Here is a 20,909-nt window from a genome sequence, read left to right as displayed (position 1 = left end):
TGCTACGTTGCGTGACATGACCGCAACGACAGCGGGCACTTCGGGGCCCGAGCCGTGTCCCGCGCCCCGTCCGCCCAAGCGGCGGGGCGTCGAACTGTCGCTCCTCCTCGGCGCCGTCGTCATCTGCCTCCACGGCTACGTCGCCGTCGGTCTCGCCAGGAACGGCGCCGTGCCGCCGGACGCCGCCGGCTACGGAGCGGGCCTCGGCGTCCTGGCACTCCTCGCACATCTGGCCGTACGCCTCCGCGCCCCCTACGCCGATCCCCTGCTGCTGCCGATCGCCGTCCTGCTCAACGGCCTCGGCCTGGTGCTGATCTACCGGCTGGACCTTCAGACCCCGCTCGACCGGGCGGCCCCCACCCAGCTCGTCTGGTCCACCTCCGGGGTCGCCCTGTTCATCGTGGCGGTCGTCGTCCTGCGCGACCACCGGATCCTCCAGCGGTACGCGTACATCAGCGTCACGGCCGCGCTCGCGCTGCTCTGCGCCCCGATCTTCTTCCCCGCGGTCAACGGGGCCAGGATCTGGATCCGGGTGGGACAGCTGTCCTTCCAGCCGGGCGAGTTCGCGAAGGTGCTGCTCGCCGTCTTCTTCGCCGCGTACCTCGCCGCCAACCGGGGCGGCCTCACCCACGCCAGCCGGCTGATCCGCCGGCTCCAGCTCCCCACCGGCCGGGTGCTCGGACCGATCGTGGCGGTGTGGCTGGTCAGCGTCGGCGTCCTCGTCCTCGAACGGGACCTCGGAACCTCGCTGCTCTTCTTCGGTCTCTTCGTCGTCATGCTCTACGTGGCGACCGGCCGGATCGGCTGGATCGCGGTGGGTCTGCTGCTCGCGTCGGCGGGCGCGTACGCCGTCGGCTCGCTCGAACCGCACGTCCACAGCCGGGTCGAGGACTGGCTCGACCCGTACGCCGGCATCGAGTCCGGGCAGGGCCCCGGCCAACTGGCCCAGTCCCTCTTCGCCTTCGCGGCCGGCGGGATGCTGGGCACCGGTCTGGGGCTCGGCCACTCCGTGCTGATCGGCTTCGCCACCAAGTCGGACTTCATCCTCGCCACCGCGGGCGAGGAACTGGGGCTCGTCGGCCTCAGCGCGATCTTCCTGCTGTACGGGCTGATGGTCGCCCGGGGGCTGAGCGCCGGGCTCGCGGTGCGCGACGCGTTCGGCCGGCTCCTCGCGGTCGGCCTCTCCTCCATCGTCGCGCTCCAGGTGTTCGTCATCGCGGGCGGTGTGACGGGCCTGATCCCGCTGACCGGCATGGCGATGCCGTTCCTCGCGCAGGGCGGCTCCTCCGTGGTCACCAACTGGGTCATCGTGGCGCTGCTGATCCGGCTCAGCCACTCGGCCCGCATGCCGCCGCCCGTGCCCGTGGAGGTGGGCGTCCACGCCCCGGCACCGGCGGTGCGGCGGTGACCAGATGCATCCGGCACGCCGCCGTGTTCAGCCTGCTGCTCCTGCTCGCGCTGCTGGCCAACGCCGCCCGCGTGCAGGTGCTGGAGGCGTCGGCCCTCGAGAAGAACCCGGCCAACCGCCGGGCGGCCATCGCCCGTTACGCGGAGCCCCGAGGCGACATCCTGGTCGACGGGAAGCCGGTCACCGGGTCCGAGGACACCGGTGAGCAGCTCCGCCACGAGCGCACTTACCTCGACGGGCCGCTGTACGCGCCGGTAACGGGGTACTCGTCGCAGATCTACGGGACCTCGTTCGTCGAGCACGCGCAGGACCCGGTCCTCAGCGGCAGCGATCCTCTGCTGGCGCCGTTCCCCTTCTGGGGCGACCTGAGCCGCAGCCGGCCCTCCGCCGGGGACGTCGCCACCACCGTGAAGGCCGCCGTGCAGCAGGCCGCGTACCAGGGTCTCGGCGGCAGGCGGGGCGCCGTCGCGGCGATCGAACCCTCGACCGGGAAGATCCTGGCCCTGGTCAGCAGCCCGTCGTACGATCCGGAGCTGCTCTCCGGCAACGGGCCGGATGCCTCCCGGGCCTGGGCCCGGCTCAACGGCGCGGACACGCAGCCGATGCTGAACCGCGCGATCCGCCAGACCTATCCCCCCGGCTCCGCGTTCAAGATCGTGACCGCCGCCGCGGCCCTGGAGAGCGGCGTCGTCGACGACGTGGACGCGCCCACGCGCACACCGGAGCCCTACCAGCTGCCCGGCACCCGCACCCCGCTGCCGAACGCGACCAAGGGATGCGAGGACGCCTCGCTGGCCTACGCGATCCAGTGGTCGTGCAACACCGTGATGGCGAACCTCGGGGCGCGGGTCGGACTGCGGGACATGGTCGCCACCGCCCGCGGGTTCGGCTTCAACGACCCCGGACTGCGGATCCCTTCGGTCGTGACGGTCTCCAACTTCGACACCGACATGTCGCCCGACCAGCTGGCGCTGTCCTCGATCGGGCAGTTCAACACGACGGCCACACCGCTTCAGATGGCGATGGTCGCGGCGGCCGTCGCGAGCGGCGGCGACATCCACACTCCGTACCTGGTGGAGCGGGTGACCAGGGCGAACGGCGACCTGATCGCCCAGAACGGCCCCCGCGCCTACCGGCAGCCGATGACCCCGGTCACCGCGCAGCGGCTGCGGCAACTGATGGTGCGGGCGGTCGAGGAGGGCACCGGCGACAACGCGGCGATCGCGGGCGCCACCGTCGGCGGCAAGACGGGCACCGCGCAGCACGGTATCGACAACTCGGGGCTCCCGTACGCCTGGTTCATCGGATGGGCGCAGGCCCACGACGCGCCCCGGCCGGAGGTCGCGCTGGCCGTGGTCGTCGAGGACGCCTCCGCGGTACGGGAGGACATCAGCGGCGGAGGCAGTGCCGCCCCCGTCGCGCGGGCCGTGATGAGGGCGGCACTCTGGGGCCCATGAACATCGCAGCGTCGCTGGACGCCATCGGGCGACTGGACCCGGAGACGAGCGCCTTCGTCGAGGTGTGGGCCGAGGAGGCGCTCGCCCGTGAAGGCTCGCTGGACACCGGACTCCCCCTGGCCGGACTGCCGTTCGCGGTGAAGGGCCCCTCGGGCGTCCGGTCCTGTGCCGCGCGGCGGCTCACCGCGGCGGGCGGCGTGGCCGTCGGCTCGACATCGGTGCCCGGCCCCGGTACCCCCTGGCAGACCTGGGGTCTCGGCGCGCACGGCCCGACCCGTAACCCCTGGCGGCCGGACCGCACTCCCGGCGGGTCCTCCGCGGGGTCGGCCGCGGCGGTCGCGGCCGGCATGGTGGGCCTGGCGACCGGCAGCGACGGTGCGGGGTCCGTACGGATCCCGGCTGCCTGGTGCTCGGTCTTCGGACTGAAGACGACGAACGGGCTGCTGCCCTCGCCCGACCGCACGGGCCTTGCCTCCGCGGGTGTCCTGACGCCGACGGCGGCGGACGCCCGGGCGTATCTGCGCTGCGTACTGGACACCTACGAGCCGGCCGCCCCGGTCCTGCCGCTGCCGGCGGTCTGGTCGGCGGGCCTGGGCTTCGCGGACACGGAACCGGAGGTGGCGGCGGTCGCGCTGGCGGCGGTGGAACGACTGGAATCCGCCGGTGTCGTACGGCTCACGGACGCCCGCCCGGTACTGCTGGACCCGTGCGACGCGTGGACGGCGGTACGGGGCGGCCGGCCGGCGCGGGGAGCGGCCGTGCGGGCCGAGAACGACCGTCGCCTGGACGCCCTGTTCGCCGGCGCGGCCGTCCTGCTGACCCCCGCGACCCCCAACCGGCCGCACGGTCACGACGGCCCCGGGGCGGACGTCTACTCGACGGCGCTGACCTGGGCGTTCAACCTGAGCGGCCATCCGGCGGCCAGCATCCCGGCGGGCTTCACGAGCGACGGCTGCCCGGTAGGGCTTCAACTGGTGGCCGAGCGGGGGGCGGACGTCTCACTGGTCGAAATGGCGGTGGCGGCGGAGAAGGGCCTGATTACTGTGCGGCCATGACCTCCTACGAGCTCGCCCAGGTGAACATAGCCCGCCTCAAACACCCCCTGGATTCCCCGCAGTTGAAGGACTTCGTGGACAACCTCGCCCCCGTGAACGCGGTCGCGGACGCCGCCGACGGCTTCGTCTGGCGGCTCCGGACCGAGGCCGGTGACGCGACCGACCTGCGGGTCTTCGGCGACGACTGGCTGATGGTGAACATGTCGGTGTGGCGTGACACCGACACTCTGACAGCCTTCATGTACCAGGGCATGCACCGGGAGCTGCTGGCCCGGCGCCACGAGTTCTTCGAGCGGATGCACGAAGTGATGTCGACGCTGTGGTGGGTCCCCGCCGGTCACCGGCCGACGGTCCGCGAGGCGGAGGAACGTCTGCTGCACATCCGTGAACACGGGCCGACACAGCAGGCGTTCACCCTTCGCAAGTCCTTCCCCGCGCCCGCGGTGTGACCGGCGGCGTCGGCCGGCCCCGACGCTCGCCGCACGTGGTCCGGTCGACTTCGGGCGGTCCGCGCGGACGGCGGCCCGGGAGCGGGCCCGTGACGCCGTCCTGCCGTGCCCGGCGGGACGGCGTCCCCCTGCCTTACGGTGCGTCCGCGCCTTCCGCGATCGCGTCCGCCACCTCCGCCACCCGCTCCTGCTCCTCGGCCGCGAACCGCTCCCGGTCGAGCTGTTCCGCGATCTCCTCGTCCTGGGACATCAGCAGGTCGAGGCTGGCGTCGCCCATCTCGAAGACGCCCATGTCGAGATACGCCTTCTGCAGCCGCTCGCCCCAGAGCCCGATGTCCTTGACGCACGGCACGATCCGGCTGAAGAGCAGCTTGCGGAACAGGTGGAGGAACTCCGACTGCTCCGAGTACTCCTCCGCCTCCTTCTTCGAGACGCCGAAGTTCTCCAGGACCTCGATGCCGCGCAGCCGGTCGCGCATCAGGTAGCAGCCCTCGATCACGAACTCCTCGCGTTCGCGCAGTTCCGCGTCGCTCAGCTGCTTGTAGTAGTCGCGCAGTGCCATCCTGCCGAACGCCACATGACGTGCCTCGTCCTGCATGATGTACGCGAGGATCTGCTTCGGCAGCGGCTTGGTCGTGGTGTCGCGGATCATGCCGAAGGCCGCGAGGGCCAGGCCCTCGATGAGGACCTGCATGCCGAGGTAGGGCATGTCCCAGCGGGAGTCGCGCAGGGTGTCGCCGAGCAGGGACTGAAGGTTGTCGTTGATCGGGTAGAGCATGCCGATCTTCTCGTGGAGGAAGCGGCCGTAGATCTCGGCGTGCCGGGCCTCGTCCATGGTCTGGGTGGCGGAGTAGAACTTGGCGTCGAGGTCCGGGACCGATTCGACGATCCTGGCCGCGCAGATCATGGCGCCCTGCTCGCCGTGGAGGAACTGGCTGAACTGCCAGGACGTGTAGTGCTTGCGCAGCTCGCCCTTGTCCCTTTCGGTCATTTTCGCCCAGTGCCGGGTGCCGTACAGGGTGAGCGCCTCGTCGGGTGTGCCCAGCGGGTCGTACGGGTCGACCTCGAGGTCCCAGTCGATGCGCCTGGCGCCGTCCCACTGCTTGTCCTTGCCCTTCTGGTAGAGGGCGAGGAGACGGTCGCGGCCGTCTTCGTACTCCCAACTGAAGCGGGCGGCTCCCGAGGCAGGGACCTGCCAGAGCGGGTTGTCCGGTGCGTGTGTGTAGCGGTCGTGGGTCGACACTTCCGGCTCCTTCGCCTCGTACTCCTGGGTACGCAAGGCCAGTTGGCAGGCTCACACGCTGATAGACGCTCAGTCAACAAGTCGTGCACAGGGGATTGACGAGCTTACTGACGGGGAGTCTCATAACACCGACGCCGGTAATCCGACTCGCGAGGTGCCCTCAGCCATGACGACAGTGACCGACCGCGACGTGCAGCTGCTCCGCGACGCACTCGGCCCGCTCCGGGACCGCGAACAGGTCGCCGCGCGCCTGCTCGAGTCCTCCGCCAAGCACTCCTTCGACCCCGACAAGGAGCTCGACTGGGAGGCGCCCATCGAGGAGGGCAAGTGGTTCTGGCCCCCCGAGCTGGTCTCCCTCTACGACACCCCGCTGTGGCGGAAGATGTCCGAGGAACAGCGGATGGACCTGGCCAGGCACGAGGCCGCCTCACTGGCCTCGCTCGGGATCTGGTTCGAGATCATCCTGATGCAGCTGCTGGTGCGCCACATCTACGACAAGTCCGTGACCAGCAACCACGTCCGCTACGCCCTCACCGAGATCGCGGACGAGTGCCGGCACTCGATGATGTTCGCCCGCATGATCCAGAAGGGCGGGGCGCCCGCGTACCCGGTGCCGCGCGTCTACCACAACCTGGCCCGCGTGCTGAAGACCGTCTCGACCACGCCCGGCTCGTTCGCCGCCACCCTCCTCGGCGAGGAGATCCTCGACTGGATGCAGCGCCTGACCTTCCCCGACGAGCGGGTGCAGACGCTGGTGCGCGGCGTCACCCGCATCCACGTCGTCGAGGAGGCCCGCCATGTGCGGTACGCCCGCGAGGAGCTGCGCCGCCAGATGGTGACCGCGCCCCGCTGGGAGCAGGAGTTCACCCGGCTCAGCTGCGGCGAGGCGGCACGCGTCTTCAGCGTCTGCTTCATCAACCCGCAGGTGTACGAGAACGTCGGCCTCGACCGCCGCGAGGCCGTCGCCCAGGTGAAGGCCAGTGGGCACCGGCGCGAGGTCATGCAGACCGGCGCACGCCGGCTGACCGACTTCCTGGACGACATCGGCGTGCTGCGCGGGGCCGGCCGCAGGCTGTGGAAGAGTTCCGGCCTTCTCGCGTGATCGCATGAGGGGCGCCGCGCGGGCTGCGGTTACGCTGCGGAGCATGACCAGTCCCGCTCCCGCGACCCGCGCCTACCGACGGCTCAGCGTCGAGGAGCGCCGCACGCAACTGCTCGCCGCGGCGCTCACCCTCTTCGCGCACCGGCCGCCGGAGGAGATCTCGCTCGACGACGTGGCGGAGGCGGCCGGGGTGTCGAGGCCGCTCGTCTACCGGTACTTCCCCGGCGGCAAGCAGCAGCTCTACGAAGCGGCCCTGCGCTCGGCCGCCGACCGGCTCGAGCTGTGCTTCACGGAACCGAAGGCGGGTCCGCCGACCGAGCGCCTGACCCGGGTGCTGGACCGCTATCTGGCCTTCGTGGACGAGCACGACGCGGGGTTCAGCGCGCTGCTGCGGGGCGGCAGCGTCGCCGAGACCTCCCGTACGACGGCGATCGTCGACGAGGTGCGGCGGGCCGCCGCCGAGCAGATCCTCGTCCACCTCGGCGTGGACGGCCCGGGGCCGCGGCTCCACATGATGGTCAGGACCTGGATCGCGGCGGTCGAGGCCGCCTCGCTGATCTGGCTGGACGAGGACAAGCAGCCGCCGGCCGACGAGCTGCGCGAATGGCTCGTCGACCATCTGGTCGCGCTGCTGACGGTGACGGCGGCGACCGACGAGGGGACGGCCGACGTGGTCGCGGACCTGCTCGCGCAGGAGACCGCGGCCGGCCCCGTCGGCACGCTGGTGCGCAGGCTGGGGCCCGTCGTGGGCGGCGCCGCCCACCTGCTGTGAGACTGGTGGGGTGAGAAGCGAGAACACCCCCTTCGAGGGCGGTCCCCTGGACGGGCGGGTGCTCCCCGTCCTGGTCGGCCCCACAGGCCACCCCCCGAAGTGGTACAAGGTACCCGTACCGAACGACGACGGCTCCCCGCCCACCGTGTACGCGTACCGCCGGGCCCCCTCCGGTCACACGAAGCGCCTCGGGCTCCAGCGTGGCTGGAAGTACGAGTACGCGCCCGAGGGCGTCGAGCGGCGCGAGATCAGATGGCCCTGGTCCAAGCCGGGGGGCGGCGCGTAGGGCGTCTGCGTGCCCGCGACCGGGCCGCTGCCCGGCTGCGGTCCGCCGGAGGGCTGCTCGCGTCGCTCTCCACCGAGCAGCTCACGGCCCTCGCCACCACGCCCGGCACGCCGCCGGCCCCGCCCCGGCCGCCGTCCGGCGCGACGGCCGGCGGCGCGGGCGAGGACGACGGTTCGGGCGGGGCATCGGCCGGCGGCCCGGACGGGAGCGAGGCGGCGGACAGCGGTCAGGCTCCGGAGACCGACGCCAGGTAGGCCTCGGCCTTCTCCGGCTCGTAGAAGAAGTTCTCGAAGTCCGCCGGGTCGTTGAAGCCGTTGGCGAACCGGTCGGCCACCGGCTGGAGCACGCCGCCCGCGCCGATCAGATTGAGCACGTGCTCCGGCGGGACACCCAGCATCGCGTTCGTCCACTTGGTGACGTGCTGCGCCGTGTCCCAGTAGCGGTCGAAGGTGCTCTGCATCCACTGCTCGTCGAACGGCCGGTCGCCGTGCTCGGTGATCGACGCGAGGTAGGAGGCGGCGCACTTGGACGCGGAGTTGGAGCCCTGGCCGGTGATCGGGTCGTTCGCCACGACGACGTCGGCGACGCCGAGCACGAGCCCGCCGCCGGGCAGCCGGCCGATGGGGTTGCGGACGGTCGGGGCGTACCGGCCGGCGAGCGTGCCGCCCGCGTCGGTCAGCTCGACCTTGGTGGCCCGCGCGTACTCCCAGGGCGTGAACTTCTCCATGAGTTCGAGCGTCAGGGCGAGGTGCTCCGCGGGGTCCTTGACGCCCTGGAAGACGTCCAGCGGCCCACCGGGGACGCCCTCCCAGAAGAGGATGTCGGCCCGCCCGGAGGTGGTGAACGTCGGCATGACGAACAGCTCGCCGACACCGGGGACCAGGTTGCAGCGGACCGCGTCGTAGTCGGGGTGCTCGGGGCGCGGGCCGAGACCGTGGACGTACGCCACGGCGAGCGCGCGCTGCGGCTCGGCGTACGGGGAGCGGGAGGCGTCACGGCCGAACATCGAGACCAGTTCGCCCTTGCCGGCCGACACCAGCACCAGGTCGTAGGTGCGGGAGAAGTAGTCGAGGTCGGAGACGGCGGCGCCGTGGATGACGAGCTGACCGCCGCGCTGGGCGAACGTCTCCATCCAGCCGGCCATCTTCACGCGCTGGTCCACCGACTGCGCGTAGCCGTCGAGCTTGCCGACCCAGTCGACCGCGCGGCTCGCGTCGGGCGCGGCGACCGAGACGCCGAGGCCCTCGATCTTCGGGGCCTGCGACTCCCAGAAGTTGAGGCCGAGGTCGCGCTCGTGCTCGAGGGCGGTGTGGAACATGCACTGCGTGGACATGACCCGGCCGGACCGGATCTCGTCCGCCGTGCGGTTCGACATCAGGGTGACCTCGTAGCCCTGGGACTGGAGGCCGAGGGCGAGCTGGAGGCCGGACTGACCGGCACCGACTATGAGTATCTTCCGCATGGCGGGTTCTCCGTGGTTCTGCGTCGCGGTTCGGGAGGCTATTCGGGGGTGGCGTCGAGGGCGTGGGCGACAAGCGCCAGTAGCGACTCGATCACCGTGATCCGGTTACGGGCGTCCATGATCACAACCGGTACGTGCGGCGGCACCGTCAGGGCCTCCCGTACGTCCGCCGCCTCGTACGCGGTAGTTCCCTCGAAGTGGTTGACGGCCACGATGTACGGCAGCCCGCAGCTCTCGAAGTAGTCGAGGGCAGGGAAGCAGTCGGGCAGCCGGCGGGTGTCGGCGAGCACGATCGCGCCGATCGCCCCGCGCACCAGGTCGTCCCACATGAACCAGAAACGCTGCTGGCCCGGCGTGCCGAAGACGTACAGCACCAGGTCGTCGTCGAGCGTGATCCGGCCGAAGTCCATGGCCACCGTGGTGGTGACCTTGTCGGGCGTGGCGGTGAGGTCGTCGGTCTCCTCGCTCGCCCGGGTCATCAGCGCCTCCGTCTGGAGCGGCGTGATCTCCGAGACCGAGCCGACGAACGTAGTCTTGCCGACGCCGAAACCACCCGCGACGACGATCTTCGTCGCGGTGGGCGCACGAGTGGTGTCCAGCTGCCAGGCCTGCACGGCCTCTTCGGTGCGGGCCTCGGGCTCCGTACCGTGGGACGTGTCGAGGGGCGCGGCGTCGGGCCGTGCGAGCGTGTCAGAGGCGGCGGAGTCCACTCAGCACCCTTTCCAGCAGTGCGCGGTCGGGCTGGCCGGTGCCGTGACCGGTCCCGTACACACGGATCTTTCCCTGGTCCGCCAGGTCGCTGAGCAGCACCCGGACGACACCGAGCGGCATCTTGAGCAGCGCCGATATCTCGGCGACGGTACGCATACGGCGGCACAGTTCGACGATCGCCCGCAGTTCGGGCATCACCCGGGCGAGAGTGCCGCCGGGCAGTTCCTTGCGCTCGGGCGGCGCCTCGAGCGCGGCGACGAACGTCTCGACGAGCAGCACGTGCCCGAAGCGGGTACGGCCGCCGGTCAGGGAGTACGGGCGGACCCGGGCGGGACGTTTGCCGTCACCGCGCACGGGAAGTCGGGGGCCGGTCATCACAGACCACTCTCCATCGATTTGCGCAGTTCACTGCGGACTTCGGGGGTGAGTACGTGTCCGGCGCGGCCTACGAACAGCGCCATGTGGTACGCCACGACGCTCATGTCGCAGTCGGGGGTCGCGTGCACCCCGAGCAGGGAGCCGTCGCTGATCGACATGACGAAGAGGCTGCCCTCCTCCATGGCGACCATCGTCTGCTTGACGCCTCCGCCGTCCATCAGGCCGGCGGCCCCGACGGTGAGACTGCCGATGCCGGAAACGATCGTGGCGAGGTCCGCGCTGGAGCCCTTCGGGCCCTCGCGCGGGGCTACGGCGGCCGGGGCTGCGTTGAGCTCCGCGTCGGAGGACAGCAGGAGCAGTCCGTCCGACGAGACGACGGCGACGGAGCGCACACCTGGCACCTCCTCCACCAGATTGCCCAGCAACCATTGAAGGTTGCGGGCCTCCCTGCTCAGGCCGAACGTGCCGGTCGCAGTCAACTGCGTGCCTCCTCGACTGTGTCCCCCGTCTCCGCTTCGGTCTCCCGCCGGCCCGTCCGGTGTGCCGGGTCCGGCGGTTCCGTCTGTGCTGTGGTCTGCGCGAGTTCGGCCTCCGCGTCACGGCGGCCGTCCTTGGCGCCCTGGTGGAAGCCGCCGAGCCGGCGGCGCAGGGCCTCCGCGTCGACGCTTCCGGTGCGCCCGGAGGGGGCGGCCGCGGGCTGGACGGACTTCGGCGTGCGCTTGGGCAGGCCCTTGTCCGTGACCCGGTCCCAGGCGGCGGGAGCATCCGGCGCGCTTCCGCCGGCGGGCTCCTGCTCCGGTTCCGGACCCTGCTCGGGCTCCCCCGGTTCCTCGGGCTGCCTCGGCAGCCGCATCGTGAACGTCTCCTGGTCGACGCCGGTGGTCACCGGGTCGCCGTCGGCCGTCCGCTCGTGTGTCTCCGGCTCGGCGGCGGCGGCAAGGATCGCCCGCTCCGCGGCCTCGACGAACGGGTCGGGCTCGAGCCGCTGCTCGGCCTGCGGGTCCGGGCCGTGGCCGTACGCGTGGCCGTGCCGGTGGTCCTGCGCGAGGTCGTCGCCGTCGTGGCCGTCCTCGTGGTCCTGGGCGAGGTCGTCGCCGGGGGCGGCCGGGCCGTCGTCGAGCACGTCGGCGCTGTCGAACCCCGTGAGGAGGTCGGCGTCCGGCGCCGTGGCTCCGGCAGGTGCGGCCGGTGCGGTCTGTCCGGCCGGTGCCGTCGCTTCGGTCGCTTCTGCCTGTGCGGCCGGCTCGGCCGGCTCCGCCACCGGGGCGCTGCCCTGAGCGGGGTGCACGGGCTCGTGCTGCGCCGGCTCGCCGCCCGCCGGCGACGCGAAGGGCTCCGCCGGCTCCTGACCGGCCGCTTCCGCATCGTGGCCCGTCACGCCGGAGTCCTCGACCGGCTCCGTTCCGTCGGAGGGGACGTTCTCGGAAACGTCCGGGCCGGCGCCGTCGGCGTCCGCCGGGTCCGTGTCCTGCCGCCGCGGGCTCTTGGGCAGGGCGTTGGAGTTCGCCTCCGCCACCGAGCCGGGGAGGTTCAGCGCCGGGGCGGCCCCCGGCACCGGTACCTGGCGTCCCGCCGTCGCGGGCGGTCCCGTCGGCAGCAGCGCCTGCGGCACCACGACCACGGCGGTGATCCCGCCCTGCTTGTGCTCGCGGAGCTGGATCCGCACTCCGTGGCGTGCGGCCAGCAGCGCGGCCACGCGCAGTCCGAGGCCCTCGCCCTCACGGCCTGCCGGGGGCTCCGTCTCGTACGACTCCGGGTCCTCGAGCCGGGCGTTGATCTCGGTGATGCGGCCCGCGGTCATACCGATGCCGGCGTCCTGGACGGAGAGCATCACCTCGCCGCTCTCCAGCAGCCAGCCGGAGAGCTCCACCTGGGCGTCCGGCGGCGAGAACGACGTGGCGTTCTCGAGGAGTTCGGCGACCAGGTGGCTGAGGTCGTCCGCGGCGAAGCCGGCGACCTGGGCGTGCGGCGGGAGGGACTGGATGACCACCCGCTCGTAGCGCTCGATCTCGCTGACCGCGGCGCGCAGCACGTCGACGAGCGGGACGGGGCCGACATGGCCGTGTCCGTGGTCGGTGCCGGCGAGGACCAGCAGGTTCTCGCTGTGCCGGCGCATGACGGTGGCCATGTGGTCGAGCTTGAAGAGCGTGGCGAGGCGCTCCGGGTCCTGCTCGCGTTCCTCCAGCTTCTCGATGACGCCGAGCTGGCGCTCCACGAGTCCGAGGGTGCGCAGCGAGAGGTTCACGAACGTGTGGTGGACGGTGTGGCGCAGCCGGTCCAGTTCGCGGGCGGTCTCCTCGGTGCGCTGCCGCAGTTCCGCGCGCGCCTCGGTCAGCTCGGCCTCGAGCGCGGCGCGCGAGCCGAGGAGTTCGCCCCGGTCGGCGTCGAGCTGCGCGGCACGTGTCCCGAGGTCACGGAGCCTGTCGTGGAGGCTGTTGAGGGACCGTACGACCTGGGCGAACTCGTCGTTGCGGCCGGTGAAGCGGACCGGTTCCTCGCTCTGCGGGACCGGGGCGTCGGCGAGCCTGGCGGCGCCGATCCGCAGGACGGCGAGCGGGCGGGTGAGCGTGCGGGACACCGCGGCGAGCACGCCGACGGTGACGACGACCAGGCCGCCGAGGAGGGCGATACGGATCTCGAGCGCGGTGAGGTCGTCGTCGCGCAGCTGCTCGAACCGTTCGGTCCGTTCGGTGGCGAGGGAGGACTCCGCGCCGCGCATCTGCTCGATGCGGGCGGTGAGCGCGGCCTCCAGTTCGGCGGGGTCGGTGCCGCGTTCCGCGTCGGAGAGCTTGGGCTGGTCGGTCAGGCGGGTCAGGTAGGTCTCGGCGGTCTTGACCTCGGGCCCGGTGACGGTGGCGGCGAACTTGTCCCGGGCGGTCGGTCCGGCGGCCTGGTCGAAGTCGGCGAGGGCGGCCAGTTCGCGTACTCGTGCCTGCTGTGCGGCGGCGGTGAGGGCGTTGCGGGTGCGGGCGTCGGCGCCGGTGTCCTCGCCGGCGCTCTCCACGGGGAGCCCGGTGACGGGGTCGTAGGAGAGGACGGGGTCGGGCTGGGGCACGGCGAGCGCGGCGAGCAGCAGCCCCCGGGCGGCGGACGCCTGTTCGACGGCGAGGCTGAGCTCGGCGGGGGCCCTGGTGGCCTCGGCGGCGCGGGGCGGCGTCCGGTCGGCGAGCTCGCCGGCCAGGGCGTGCAGCGCGGAGATGACCGCGGTGTAGGCCTGGTGGGTCTCCATCGCGGTGCCCTCGCCGGACAGCGCGGTGCGGCGGACCGAGGGTACGGACGCGAGCGAGCGCCGCAGCTCCGCACGGTCGGTGGCCAGGGCGTCGCGCATCTCGTCGAGCTGCCGGTCGACGCGGTTGCCGAGGCTGTCGGAGACCTCGCGGCGGTCCTTCTTGTCGCCCTCCTGCTCCTCCCCGCCGGCCGCGATGTACGCGGTGAGCTCGTCGCGTTCGTCGGCGAGCGAGTGGGCGAGGGTGACGGCCTGCCGGTCGAGCGCGGCCAGGGTGACCAGCCGCTGGGACTCGGTCAGGTCGCCGGAGGCGGCGAGGATGCCGGGAGTGCCCGCGGCGACGACGACGAGGCCGGCGACGGCGACACCGGCGACCAGCCGGTTGCGTACTCGTCGGGAGCGGCCGGCCGGCGCCTGCGCGGTCATGGTCTGTTCGGGCGGGTCCTGCGCGGCCGTGTCCTGGGCGCGGGGCGCCGGGATCTGCTGGGGAGGGGCCGGGGCCTGGGGGTCGCCCGGTGCTCCCGTGGACGGGATTCCAGTGGGCCTGCCGCCGTTGCCCCGAGGCCGCTTCTTCTGCACCGGTGCTCGCAATCTTGCTTGACTCGTCCACCCATGAAGCAGAGATGACGACCGGTCACGCGCGTAAGCCCCACCCCTGGTACGGCTTCCGACCATTCCAGTGCCTTTGGGAGGGAGGCGCGCATCGGCCGCTCCGCCACCCGAACGAGTGAACAACACTCGCGAGTTGGCGAACAACTTCCCCGCGCGGCCCGCCGGGCCGCGCGGAGCCCGTGGGTTGGACCTTCCGGCCCCCCTTTGGCACTATGTGCGCCCGCAGGTTCGCACAGCCGCCCATTCGGGGCGAAGCACACCGTCTGACCTGCTGGTACGGGCCAAGCGCCGCTCTGCGAGGGCCTTGTGAAGGTCTCATGCAGACTGGGTCCATGCGCATCGATCTGGCCACCTCCCCCGGCTCTCCCGAACGCCCCAACGAGGACTGGGTGTCCGTCGCCCTGCCCGCCTCGGGCCAGGGTGGAACCGTCGTCGCGCTCGACGGCGTGACGCCTCCGAGCGGGGACGCGGGCTGCGTGCACGGTGTGCCGTGGTTCACAGCCCGACTGGGCGGTGCTCTGGTCGAACTGTCCGGTTCGCGGCGTGACCTGACACTTCGGGAGGTGCTCGCCGAGGCAATCCGGCGCACCGCGGACGCCCATCGCGACACCTGTGACCTTTCTCACGTGCGCACTCCTCAGGCGACGGTGGTGCTGGCGCGTTGGGGCGGGCCGGAGGGGGAGGTCGAGTACCTGGTGCTCTCCGACTCGACGCTGCTGCTCCGCTCGCCCGACGGGACGGTGTCCGCGGTGCTGGACGACCGGCTGGACCGCCTGCCGCGTGAGGCGCTGCGGACCCACGCCTCGGCGGACGCGCTGCGGAACGCGGAGGGCGGGTTCTTCACGGCGGCGGCGGACCCGGCGGTGGCCCTGCGCGCGGTGGCGGGCAGCGTTCCGCGCGAGCGGGTGAGCGCCGTCGTGGCGCTCACCGACGGCGCCTCACGCTGGGTGGACATGTTCGGCGCGGGCGACTGGGCGAAGTGCGTGGCGCTGCTGCGCGAGGAGGGCGCTCAGGGACTGATCGACCGGGTGCGGGAGCTGGAGGCGGAGGCGGGAGCCCGTACGGCGGCGATCCGGTGGAAGCTCCACGACGACGCGTCCGCGGTCTTCGCCGAACTGTGAGCCCGCCGGGGCGCGCCGGCGCCGTCCGTCAGCTCTCCGCGCGGGCGTTGAGCTGGTGCAGCAGCCGTGCCAGCTCCGCGACCTCGTGACGGTCCCAGCCGGCCAGCTTGTTGCGGTACCGGTCGCGGCGGGCGTCGCGCACATGGCGGAACCGGGCCGTTCCGTCCTCCGTGAGCCGTACGAGGGAGGCGCGGCCGTCGGCGGGGTCCGGTTCGCGGGTCACCAGGCCCAGTTCCTCGAGGGCCCGCAGCTGCCGGCTCATGGTCGCCTTGCCGACGCCGAAGTAGCCGGCCAGTTCGGTGGCCCGCTGGGCCCCGGCCTCGTCCAGCCGTACGAGGAGCCCGTAGGCGGCGGGCTCGAGTTCTGGGTGGACCTCGCGGGCCATTTCACCCGAGGAGGCCCTGGCGCGGCGCAGAAAGACGGACAACTCCCGCTCGAGCGCGAGGAATTCCTGGTCCACACCACTTCCGCCGTTCGGGCCCGCTCCACCCGCCGTACCGCCTTCGTGCACGTCAGCACCCCTCGTACGCTTTCCGGGTCGTGAAAGTTTCTTACGGCGGCCGGTATCGCCGCAGCTCCGCCAGTATTTCGCAGGCGTAGACCAACGGCGGCGCCGAGGCCCCCTTCCTACGGCGGGTCTACGTGCGTAGCGTGTTCATGACATGTCCACACCATTCACTCCGCCACGACATGTCGACACGTCGTCAGTTCCCCCCACCGAGGCCTTCGGAGGCACGCAATGCCCGTGCACAGATCCGGAACGACCGGTCGTCGGCGCCTCGCCGCGGCCGGCACTCTCCTCGCAGTCCTCTCCCTCCTCCTCACGCTTCCCGGCACCGCCACGGCCGATCCCAAGCCAGAGCGCGGCTCCGCCCACATGGGCATGGGCGTCGTCGCCCACGACGGCCAGGGCGGTCCCCCGCGCGACACCCGTGCCGTCCAGACGGAAGGCGTCGACGTCTCCAGCCACCAGGGGAACGTCGACTGGTCGGCCCTGTGGACCAGCGGGGTCAAGTGGGCCTACGTGAAGGCCACCGAAGGCACGTACTACAAGAACACGTACTTCACGCAGCAGTACAACGGCTCGTACAACATCGGCATGATCCGGGGCTCGTACCACTTCGCCACCCCGAACACGACGACGGGCACCGCCCAGGCGGACTACTTCGTCGACAACGGCGGCGGCTGGTCCCGCGACGGCAAGACCCTTCCCGGCGTCCTCGACATCGAGTGGAACCCCTACGGCGCCGCCTGCTACGGCAAGTCGCAGGCCGGGATGGTCACCTGGATCCGCGACTTCCTGAATCGCTACAAGGCACGGACCGGCCGTGACGCGGTCATCTACACGGCGACCAGCTGGTGGACGCAGTGCACCGGCAACTACGCCGGCTTCGGGGCCACCAACCCGCTGTGGATCGCCCGCTACAACACCACGCCGGGCACCCTCCCGGCCGGCTGGCCCTACTACACGATGTGGCAGTACACCTCGTCCGGGCCGATCGTCGGCGACCACAACAAGTTCAACGGCGCGTACGACCGCGTCCAGGCGCTCGCCAACGGCTGACCCCGGCTCACGGGGCCCGTCCCGCCGCGCCGGTCGTCACGACCAGTGCGCGGGGCGGGTGAACCCGTCGGGGAGCCGGGTGGCCGCGTCGCCCCTGGCCGCGTTGAGCTGCGGCTGGGTGAGGAAGATGCAGCCGGTCAGATCCGCGCCCGACAGATCGGCGTCCCTCAGGTCGGCGCCGATGAGGTCGGCCAGCCACAGATCGGCACCCGTCAGGTCGGCCGCGATCAGATACGCGCCGCGCAGACTGACACCCCGCAGATCCGCGTTCCTCAGCCGGGCGCCCATCAGGTCCGCTCCCCTGCGGTCCTTCTTCTTCCGCCCGGTCCCCGCTCCCGCGCGCACGAGTTCGCTGGCACGCAGCAGCAGGACGTTGACCTGCTCGCGTTCGGCGCCGACGTCCAGCTTCAGCAGCGCGCCGGGAGCGAGCCGGGTCAGCTCCTCGATGTGCTCCTGGCGCCGGCGCAGCTTCCCGTGGAGCTCACGGGCAGCGTCCAGCGTCAGCGCCTGGGCCACGTACCAGAGCAGTTCGTGCAGCTGCCGTACGACGGGGAAGACCTCGAACATCTCCCGGGCCGTGCCCGGGGCCTCACGCCAGCTCGTCCCGCCGTAGGTGATCTGCGAGACCTGCTGGCCCGCGCCGAAGCAGTCGTAGACGGTGCAGCCGGAGTAGCCGCTGTCCCGCAGGCGGGCGTGGATGCCGCAGCCGAAGTCGGTGCGCAGGTTCGCGCAGGGCTTGCCGGCGTCCTTGCTCACGGCGAAGTCGGCGGAGGCGGCGAAGGGCAACGCCACACAGCACAGGCCGAAGCAGTTCTCGCAGTCGGCACGCAGGGTCTTCATCCGTCCATTGTGCGGGACCTGCGGAACGCCTCGGTGTGCGGCGGCCGAGGGGCAGCGAAGCGCCCGGTGCTGCGGGCGAAGGCAGGCGCAGGAGCCCCGCTGTGCGGCGGCAGGCGGGCCGACGGAGGGGCCCGGCGCTGGATCACCAGACGCTGTTGGTCAATTCGGGCCCTGGTTGCTTCGCCCGTCGTTATGCGGCGGGGCGAAGTGCTGCGAGGGAGCTGGTGCGGGTGCGGGCGTGGGGTTTGCCGACGAGCCGGGCGTCGATGCGGATGAGGTTGACCGCGGCACCGGTGAGCTGGTGCTGGAGGCTGGTCTTGGCCAGGCCGCGGTAGCGGGATCCGCGCAGGCCGCAGGCTTGTAGTGCCTGGGAGATGGTGCCTTCGACCCCGGCACGGATCTTGTAGTGGTCCTTCCACTCGTCGGTCCGCTGGAGCTTGCGTGCGTGCTGGAGCGCTTCGTATTCCCCGCGGGGTTTGAGGTTGATCTCCCGACGTTGGGCCTTCCGGGAGTTGACGCATGCCCGCAGCTGAGGGCAGGTGCGGGAGTCGGCAGGAGAGAACGGCGCTTCCTCGGCTGCAACGACACCCGCACCCACCCCACACGACAACGTCGGCCTTCAAGACCACAACCAGGTCTTGAAGGCCGACGTCACGCGAGGGCCCGAATTAACCAACAGCGTCTGGTGATCCACCGCCGGGCCCCTCCGCGCCGCGCGGGTCAGGCCGCCGCGGTCACCGGCACGTCCGCCGAGGACAGCGCGATCTCGAGCACCTGCCGGACATCGGTCACCGGGTGGATCTCGAGCTTCTCGAGGATCTCCGCCGGGACGTCGTCCAGGTCGGGCTCGTTGCGCTTCGGGATCACGACCGTGGTGATGCCTGCCCGGTGGGCGGCGAGCAGCTTCTGCTTCACGCCGCCGATGGGCAGCACCCGGCCGGTGAGCGAGACCTCGCCGGTCATCGCCACGTCCGTACGCACCTGGCGTCCGGAGAGCAGCGACGCGAGCGCCGTGCTCATGGTGATGCCCGCGCTCGGCCCGTCCTTGGGCACCGCGCCCGCCGGGAAGTGGATGTGCACGCCCCGGTCCTTCAGGTCGGCGACCGGCAGTTCGAGCTCGGCTCCGTGCGAGCGCAGGAAGCTGAGCGCGATCTGCGCGGACTCCTTCATCACGTCGCCGAGCTGACCGGTCAGGGTCAGCCCCGCGGCACCGGTCTCCGGGTCGGCGAGCGACGCCTCCACGAACAGGACGTCGCCGCCCGCGCCGGTCACGGCCAGCCCGGTGGCCACGCCGGGCACCGCGGTGCGGCGCTCGGCCGGGTCCTGGGCGGACTCGGGCACGTGGTGGGGCCGGCCGATGAGCCCGCGCAACTCCTCGTGCGTGACGGTGAACGGCAGCTCCCGGTCCCCCAGCTCGTGCTGCGCGGCGACCTTCCGCAGCAGCCGCGCGATGGACCGCTCCAGGTTCCGGACACCGGCCTCGCGGGTGTACTCGCCCGCCAGCTTGCGCAGCGCGGAGTCGTCGAGCGTCACCTCGCCGGTCTCGAGTCCCGCCCGTTCCAGCTGGCGCGGCACGAGGTGGTCACGGGCGATGACGACCTTCTCGTCCTCCGTGTAGCCGTCCAAACGCACCAGCTCCATACGGTCGAGCAGCGCCTCCGGGATGGCCTCCAGCACATTGGCGGTGGCGAGGAAGACCACGTCGCTGAGGTCGAGCTCTACCTCGAGGTAGTGGTCGCGGAAGGTGTGGTTCTGCGCGGGGTCGAGGACCTCGAGCAGGGCCGCCGCGGGGTCGCCGCGGAAGTCGGAGCCGACCTTGTCGATCTCGTCGAGCAGGACGACCGGGTTCATCGAGCCGGCCTCCTTGATCGCACGCACGATCCGGCCGGGCAGCGCGCCGACGTACGTACGCCGGTGGCCGCGGATCTCGGCCTCGTCCCGTACGCCGCCGAGCGCGACGCGGACGAACTTGCGCCCCATGGCGTGCGCCACGGACTCGCCGAGGCTGGTCTTTCCGACACCGGGCGGGCCGACGAGCGCCAGCACCGCGCCCCCGCGCCGCCCGCCGACCACGCCCAGCCCCCGCTCGGCGCGCCGCTTGCGCACCGCCAGGTACTCGGTGATCCGCTCCTTCACGTCCTGCAGACCCGCGTGCTCGGCGTCCAGGACGCCCTTGGCGCCCTGGATGTCGTACGAGTCCTCCGTACGCTCGTTCCACGGCAGTTCGAGGACGGTGTCGAGCCAGGTGCGGATCCAGCTGCCCTCGGGGCTCTGGTCGGAGGCCCGCTCCAGCTTCTCGACCTCCTTGAGCGCGGCTTCCCTGACCTTCTCCGGCAGGTCGGCCGCCTCCACGCGGGCGCGGTAGTCGTCGGACTCGTCCTCGCCGTCCTGGCCGTTGAGCTCGCGCAGCTCCTTGCGCACGGCGTCCAGCTGACGGCGCAGCAGGAACTCGCGCTGCTGCTTGTCGACGCCTTCCTGGACGTCCTTGGCGATGGACTCGGCCACGTCCTGCTCGGCGAGGTGCTCGCGCAGCTGCTCGGTGGCGAGCTTCAGACGGGCGACCGGGTCGCTGGTCTCCAGCAGCTCGATCTTCTGAGCCGTGGTCAGGAAGGGTGAGTAGCCGGAGTTGTCCGCGAGCTGCGAGATGCCGTCGATCTGCTGGACGCGGTCGACGACCTGCCAGGCGCCGCGCTTCTTCAGCCAGTCGGTGGCGAGTGCCTTGTACTCCTTGACCAGTTCGGTCACCGCGCCGGGCAGCGGGTCGGGCACGGTCTCCTCGACCACGGTCCCCTCCACCCACAGCGCCGCGCCGGGTCCCGTCGTGCCGGCGCCGATGCGGACGCGGCCGACGCCGCGGATCAGCGCACCGGGGTCGCCGTCGGAGAGCCGGCCGACCTGTTCGACGGTGCCGAGCACACCGGTCGCGGCGTAGGTGCCGTCGACGCGGGGAACGAGCAGCACCTTCGGCTTGTTGCCGGAGGGCCGGGCGGCAGCCTGGGCGGCCTCGACCGCGGCCCGCACCTCGGTGTCGGACAGGTCGAGCGGCACGACCATGCCGGGCAGCACGACCTCGTCGTCGAGCGGCAGGACGGGCAGTGTGAGCGGTGAGTTCGCCTTGATATCGGCAGCCATGATCTCCCCTTAGGCAGTCAAGTTGAGCTGTACCGACTCAATGGTTATGAGCCCTTGATTGTTCCCCGACAGTTGTTCGCTCTGGGCGATC

19 protein-coding genes and 1 pseudogene are annotated in these 20,909 nt (G+C 71.8%); 10 read left to right on the top strand and 10 right to left on the bottom strand.

Annotated elements, in window-relative coordinates:
- Window positions 1–16 precede the first annotated feature (16 nt).
- The 4 genes from ACTMTU_RS16205 to ACTMTU_RS16190 are packed head-to-tail and all read left to right on the top strand — an operon-like array spanning window position 17 to window position 4,369.
- Entirely contained in the window at window positions 17–1,408 is a 1,392-nt protein-coding gene (locus ACTMTU_RS16205) for an FtsW/RodA/SpoVE family cell cycle protein (RefSeq protein WP_441264168.1), read from the top strand.
- Window positions 1,405–2,865 (top strand): penicillin-binding transpeptidase domain-containing protein, encoded by a 1,461-nt coding sequence (locus ACTMTU_RS16200; protein ID WP_441264167.1) that lies wholly within the window; start codon window positions 1,405–1,407, stop codon window positions 2,863–2,865. The genes ACTMTU_RS16205 and ACTMTU_RS16200 overlap by 4 nt, the downstream gene beginning before the upstream one ends.
- The gene (locus ACTMTU_RS16195; protein WP_441264166.1) at window positions 2,862–3,920 is read left to right on the top strand and encodes an amidase family protein; all 1,059 of its coding nucleotides are present in this window, start codon (window positions 2,862–2,864) and stop codon (window positions 3,918–3,920) included. Before ACTMTU_RS16200 ends, ACTMTU_RS16195 begins: the two co-directional genes overlap by 4 nt.
- Window positions 3,917–4,369 carry a DUF3291 domain-containing protein gene (locus tag ACTMTU_RS16190; RefSeq protein ID WP_441264165.1) on the top strand — a complete coding sequence of 151 codons (453 nt, stop codon included), beginning with the start codon at window positions 3,917–3,919 and terminating at the stop codon, window positions 4,367–4,369. The genes ACTMTU_RS16195 and ACTMTU_RS16190 overlap by 4 nt, the downstream gene beginning before the upstream one ends.
- A gap of 133 nt (window positions 4,370–4,502) precedes the next feature.
- Here the strand turns inward: ACTMTU_RS16190 and ACTMTU_RS16185 are convergent, their stop codons facing one another.
- Window positions 4,503–5,612: a ferritin-like domain-containing protein gene (locus tag ACTMTU_RS16185; protein ID WP_441264164.1), complete on the bottom strand. Its 1,110-nt coding sequence runs from the start codon at window positions 5,610–5,612 to the stop codon at window positions 4,503–4,505.
- Between the two features lie 166 nt (window positions 5,613–5,778).
- Between ACTMTU_RS16185 and ACTMTU_RS16180 the strand changes: the two genes are divergently transcribed.
- The 4 genes from ACTMTU_RS16180 to ACTMTU_RS16165 are packed head-to-tail and all read left to right on the top strand — an operon-like array spanning window position 5,779 to window position 8,026.
- Window positions 5,779–6,714, top strand: a complete 936-nt coding sequence (locus tag ACTMTU_RS16180; protein WP_441264163.1) for an AurF N-oxygenase family protein — start codon at window positions 5,779–5,781, stop codon at window positions 6,712–6,714.
- A 43-nt stretch (window positions 6,715–6,757) separates the two neighbouring features.
- A complete protein-coding gene (locus ACTMTU_RS16175) occupies window positions 6,758–7,486 on the top strand; it encodes a TetR/AcrR family transcriptional regulator (protein WP_441264162.1) in 729 nt (242 codons plus the stop codon).
- A gap of 10 nt (window positions 7,487–7,496) precedes the next feature.
- Window positions 7,497–7,772 carry a hypothetical protein gene (locus ACTMTU_RS16170; protein ID WP_441264161.1) on the top strand — a complete coding sequence of 92 codons (276 nt, stop codon included), beginning with the start codon at window positions 7,497–7,499 and terminating at the stop codon, window positions 7,770–7,772.
- Complete coding sequence (locus tag ACTMTU_RS16165; protein ID WP_441264160.1) at window positions 7,739–8,026, top strand: hypothetical protein; 288 nt, start codon at window positions 7,739–7,741, stop codon at window positions 8,024–8,026. The genes ACTMTU_RS16170 and ACTMTU_RS16165 overlap by 34 nt, the downstream gene beginning before the upstream one ends.
- Here the strand turns inward: ACTMTU_RS16165 and ACTMTU_RS16160 are convergent.
- The 5 genes from ACTMTU_RS16160 to ACTMTU_RS16140 are packed head-to-tail and all read right to left on the bottom strand — an operon-like array spanning window position 7,999 to window position 14,128.
- Complete coding sequence (locus ACTMTU_RS16160; RefSeq protein WP_441264159.1) at window positions 7,999–9,234, bottom strand: styrene monooxygenase/indole monooxygenase family protein; 1,236 nt, start codon at window positions 9,232–9,234, stop codon at window positions 7,999–8,001. The genes ACTMTU_RS16165 and ACTMTU_RS16160 overlap by 28 nt on opposite strands.
- A 38-nt stretch (window positions 9,235–9,272) precedes the next feature.
- Window positions 9,273–9,944, bottom strand: a complete 672-nt coding sequence (locus tag ACTMTU_RS16155) for a GTP-binding protein (protein ID WP_441264158.1) — start codon at window positions 9,942–9,944, stop codon at window positions 9,273–9,275.
- Window positions 9,925–10,320, bottom strand: a complete 396-nt coding sequence (locus tag ACTMTU_RS16150) for a DUF742 domain-containing protein (RefSeq protein ID WP_441264157.1) — start codon at window positions 10,318–10,320, stop codon at window positions 9,925–9,927. The genes ACTMTU_RS16155 and ACTMTU_RS16150 overlap by 20 nt, the downstream gene beginning before the upstream one ends.
- Complete coding sequence (locus ACTMTU_RS16145) at window positions 10,320–10,802, bottom strand: roadblock/LC7 domain-containing protein (protein ID WP_441264156.1); 483 nt, start codon at window positions 10,800–10,802, stop codon at window positions 10,320–10,322. Before ACTMTU_RS16145 ends, ACTMTU_RS16150 begins: the two co-directional genes overlap by 1 nt.
- Entirely contained in the window at window positions 10,799–14,128 is a 3,330-nt protein-coding gene (locus ACTMTU_RS16140; protein WP_441264155.1) for a nitrate- and nitrite sensing domain-containing protein, read from the bottom strand. The genes ACTMTU_RS16145 and ACTMTU_RS16140 overlap by 4 nt, the downstream gene beginning before the upstream one ends.
- A 365-nt stretch (window positions 14,129–14,493) precedes the next feature.
- Between ACTMTU_RS16140 and ACTMTU_RS16135 the strand changes: the two genes are divergently transcribed.
- Window positions 14,494–15,282: a hypothetical protein gene (locus ACTMTU_RS16135; protein WP_441264154.1), complete on the top strand. Its 789-nt coding sequence runs from the start codon at window positions 14,494–14,496 to the stop codon at window positions 15,280–15,282.
- 28 nt (window positions 15,283–15,310) lie between these two features.
- Here ACTMTU_RS16135 and ACTMTU_RS16130 read toward each other — a convergent pair whose 3' ends face one another.
- The gene (locus ACTMTU_RS16130; protein WP_441264153.1) at window positions 15,311–15,793 is read right to left on the bottom strand and encodes a MarR family winged helix-turn-helix transcriptional regulator; all 483 of its coding nucleotides are present in this window, start codon (window positions 15,791–15,793) and stop codon (window positions 15,311–15,313) included.
- A gap of 228 nt (window positions 15,794–16,021) precedes the next feature.
- Here ACTMTU_RS16130 and ACTMTU_RS16125 point away from each other — a divergent pair, with 228 nt between their 5' ends.
- Window positions 16,022–16,846, top strand: coding sequence for a lysozyme (locus tag ACTMTU_RS16125; protein ID WP_441264152.1), 825 nt, complete (start codon window positions 16,022–16,024; stop codon window positions 16,844–16,846).
- A 36-nt stretch (window positions 16,847–16,882) separates the two neighbouring features.
- On the opposite strand, the gene ACTMTU_RS16120 is transcribed toward ACTMTU_RS16125, so the two are convergent.
- The 3 genes and pseudogenes from ACTMTU_RS16120 to lon all read right to left on the bottom strand — a co-directional run bounded on the left by ACTMTU_RS16120 (window position 16,883) and on the right by lon (window position 20,818).
- On the bottom strand, window positions 16,883–17,686 hold the full coding sequence (locus ACTMTU_RS16120) for a pentapeptide repeat-containing protein (protein WP_441264151.1): 804 nt from the start codon (window positions 17,684–17,686) through the stop codon (window positions 16,883–16,885).
- 190 nt (window positions 17,687–17,876) lie between these two features.
- Window positions 17,877–18,248: pseudogene (locus tag ACTMTU_RS16115) on the bottom strand (transposase); the annotation flags it as partial.
- A 158-nt stretch (window positions 18,249–18,406) separates the two neighbouring features.
- Window positions 18,407–20,818 carry an endopeptidase La gene (gene lon, locus ACTMTU_RS16110; RefSeq protein WP_441264150.1) on the bottom strand — a complete coding sequence of 804 codons (2,412 nt, stop codon included), beginning with the start codon at window positions 20,816–20,818 and terminating at the stop codon, window positions 18,407–18,409.
- Between the last annotated feature and the right edge of the window lie 91 nt (window positions 20,819–20,909).

The organism is Streptomyces sp. OZ13, assembly GCF_052068155.1.
Lineage (GTDB): Bacteria > Actinomycetota > Actinomycetes > Streptomycetales > Streptomycetaceae > Streptomyces.
The sequence above is the reverse complement of the archived record's forward strand: the minus strand, read 5'-3'. Positions and strand labels throughout refer to the sequence as shown.

What these genes read in the sequence shown, in the direction of transcription:
- ACTMTU_RS16160 (WP_441264159.1), bottom strand. Translation starts at nt 9,234, where the DNA reads ATGCGGAAGATACTCATAGTCGGTGCCGGTCAGTCCGGCCTCCAGCTC.
- ACTMTU_RS16205 (WP_441264168.1), top strand. Translation starts at nt 17, where the DNA reads ATGACCGCAACGACAGCGGGCACTTCGGGGCCCGAGCCGTGTCCCGCG.
- ACTMTU_RS16135 (WP_441264154.1), top strand. Translation starts at nt 14,494, where the DNA reads ATGCGCATCGATCTGGCCACCTCCCCCGGCTCTCCCGAACGCCCCAAC.
- ACTMTU_RS16195 (WP_441264166.1), top strand. Translation starts at nt 2,862, where the DNA reads ATGAACATCGCAGCGTCGCTGGACGCCATCGGGCGACTGGACCCGGAG.
- ACTMTU_RS16125 (WP_441264152.1), top strand. Translation starts at nt 16,022, where the DNA reads ATGCCCGTGCACAGATCCGGAACGACCGGTCGTCGGCGCCTCGCCGCG.
- ACTMTU_RS16150 (WP_441264157.1), bottom strand. Translation starts at nt 10,320, where the DNA reads ATGACCGGCCCCCGACTTCCCGTGCGCGGTGACGGCAAACGTCCCGCC.
- lon (WP_441264150.1), bottom strand. Translation starts at nt 20,818, where the DNA reads ATGGCTGCCGATATCAAGGCGAACTCACCGCTCACACTGCCCGTCCTG.
- ACTMTU_RS16120 (WP_441264151.1), bottom strand. Translation starts at nt 17,686, where the DNA reads ATGAAGACCCTGCGTGCCGACTGCGAGAACTGCTTCGGCCTGTGCTGT.
- ACTMTU_RS16175 (WP_441264162.1), top strand. Translation starts at nt 6,758, where the DNA reads ATGACCAGTCCCGCTCCCGCGACCCGCGCCTACCGACGGCTCAGCGTC.
- ACTMTU_RS16180 (WP_441264163.1), top strand. Translation starts at nt 5,779, where the DNA reads ATGACGACAGTGACCGACCGCGACGTGCAGCTGCTCCGCGACGCACTC.
- ACTMTU_RS16165 (WP_441264160.1), top strand. Translation starts at nt 7,739, where the DNA reads ATGGCCCTGGTCCAAGCCGGGGGGCGGCGCGTAGGGCGTCTGCGTGCC.
- ACTMTU_RS16190 (WP_441264165.1), top strand. Translation starts at nt 3,917, where the DNA reads ATGACCTCCTACGAGCTCGCCCAGGTGAACATAGCCCGCCTCAAACAC.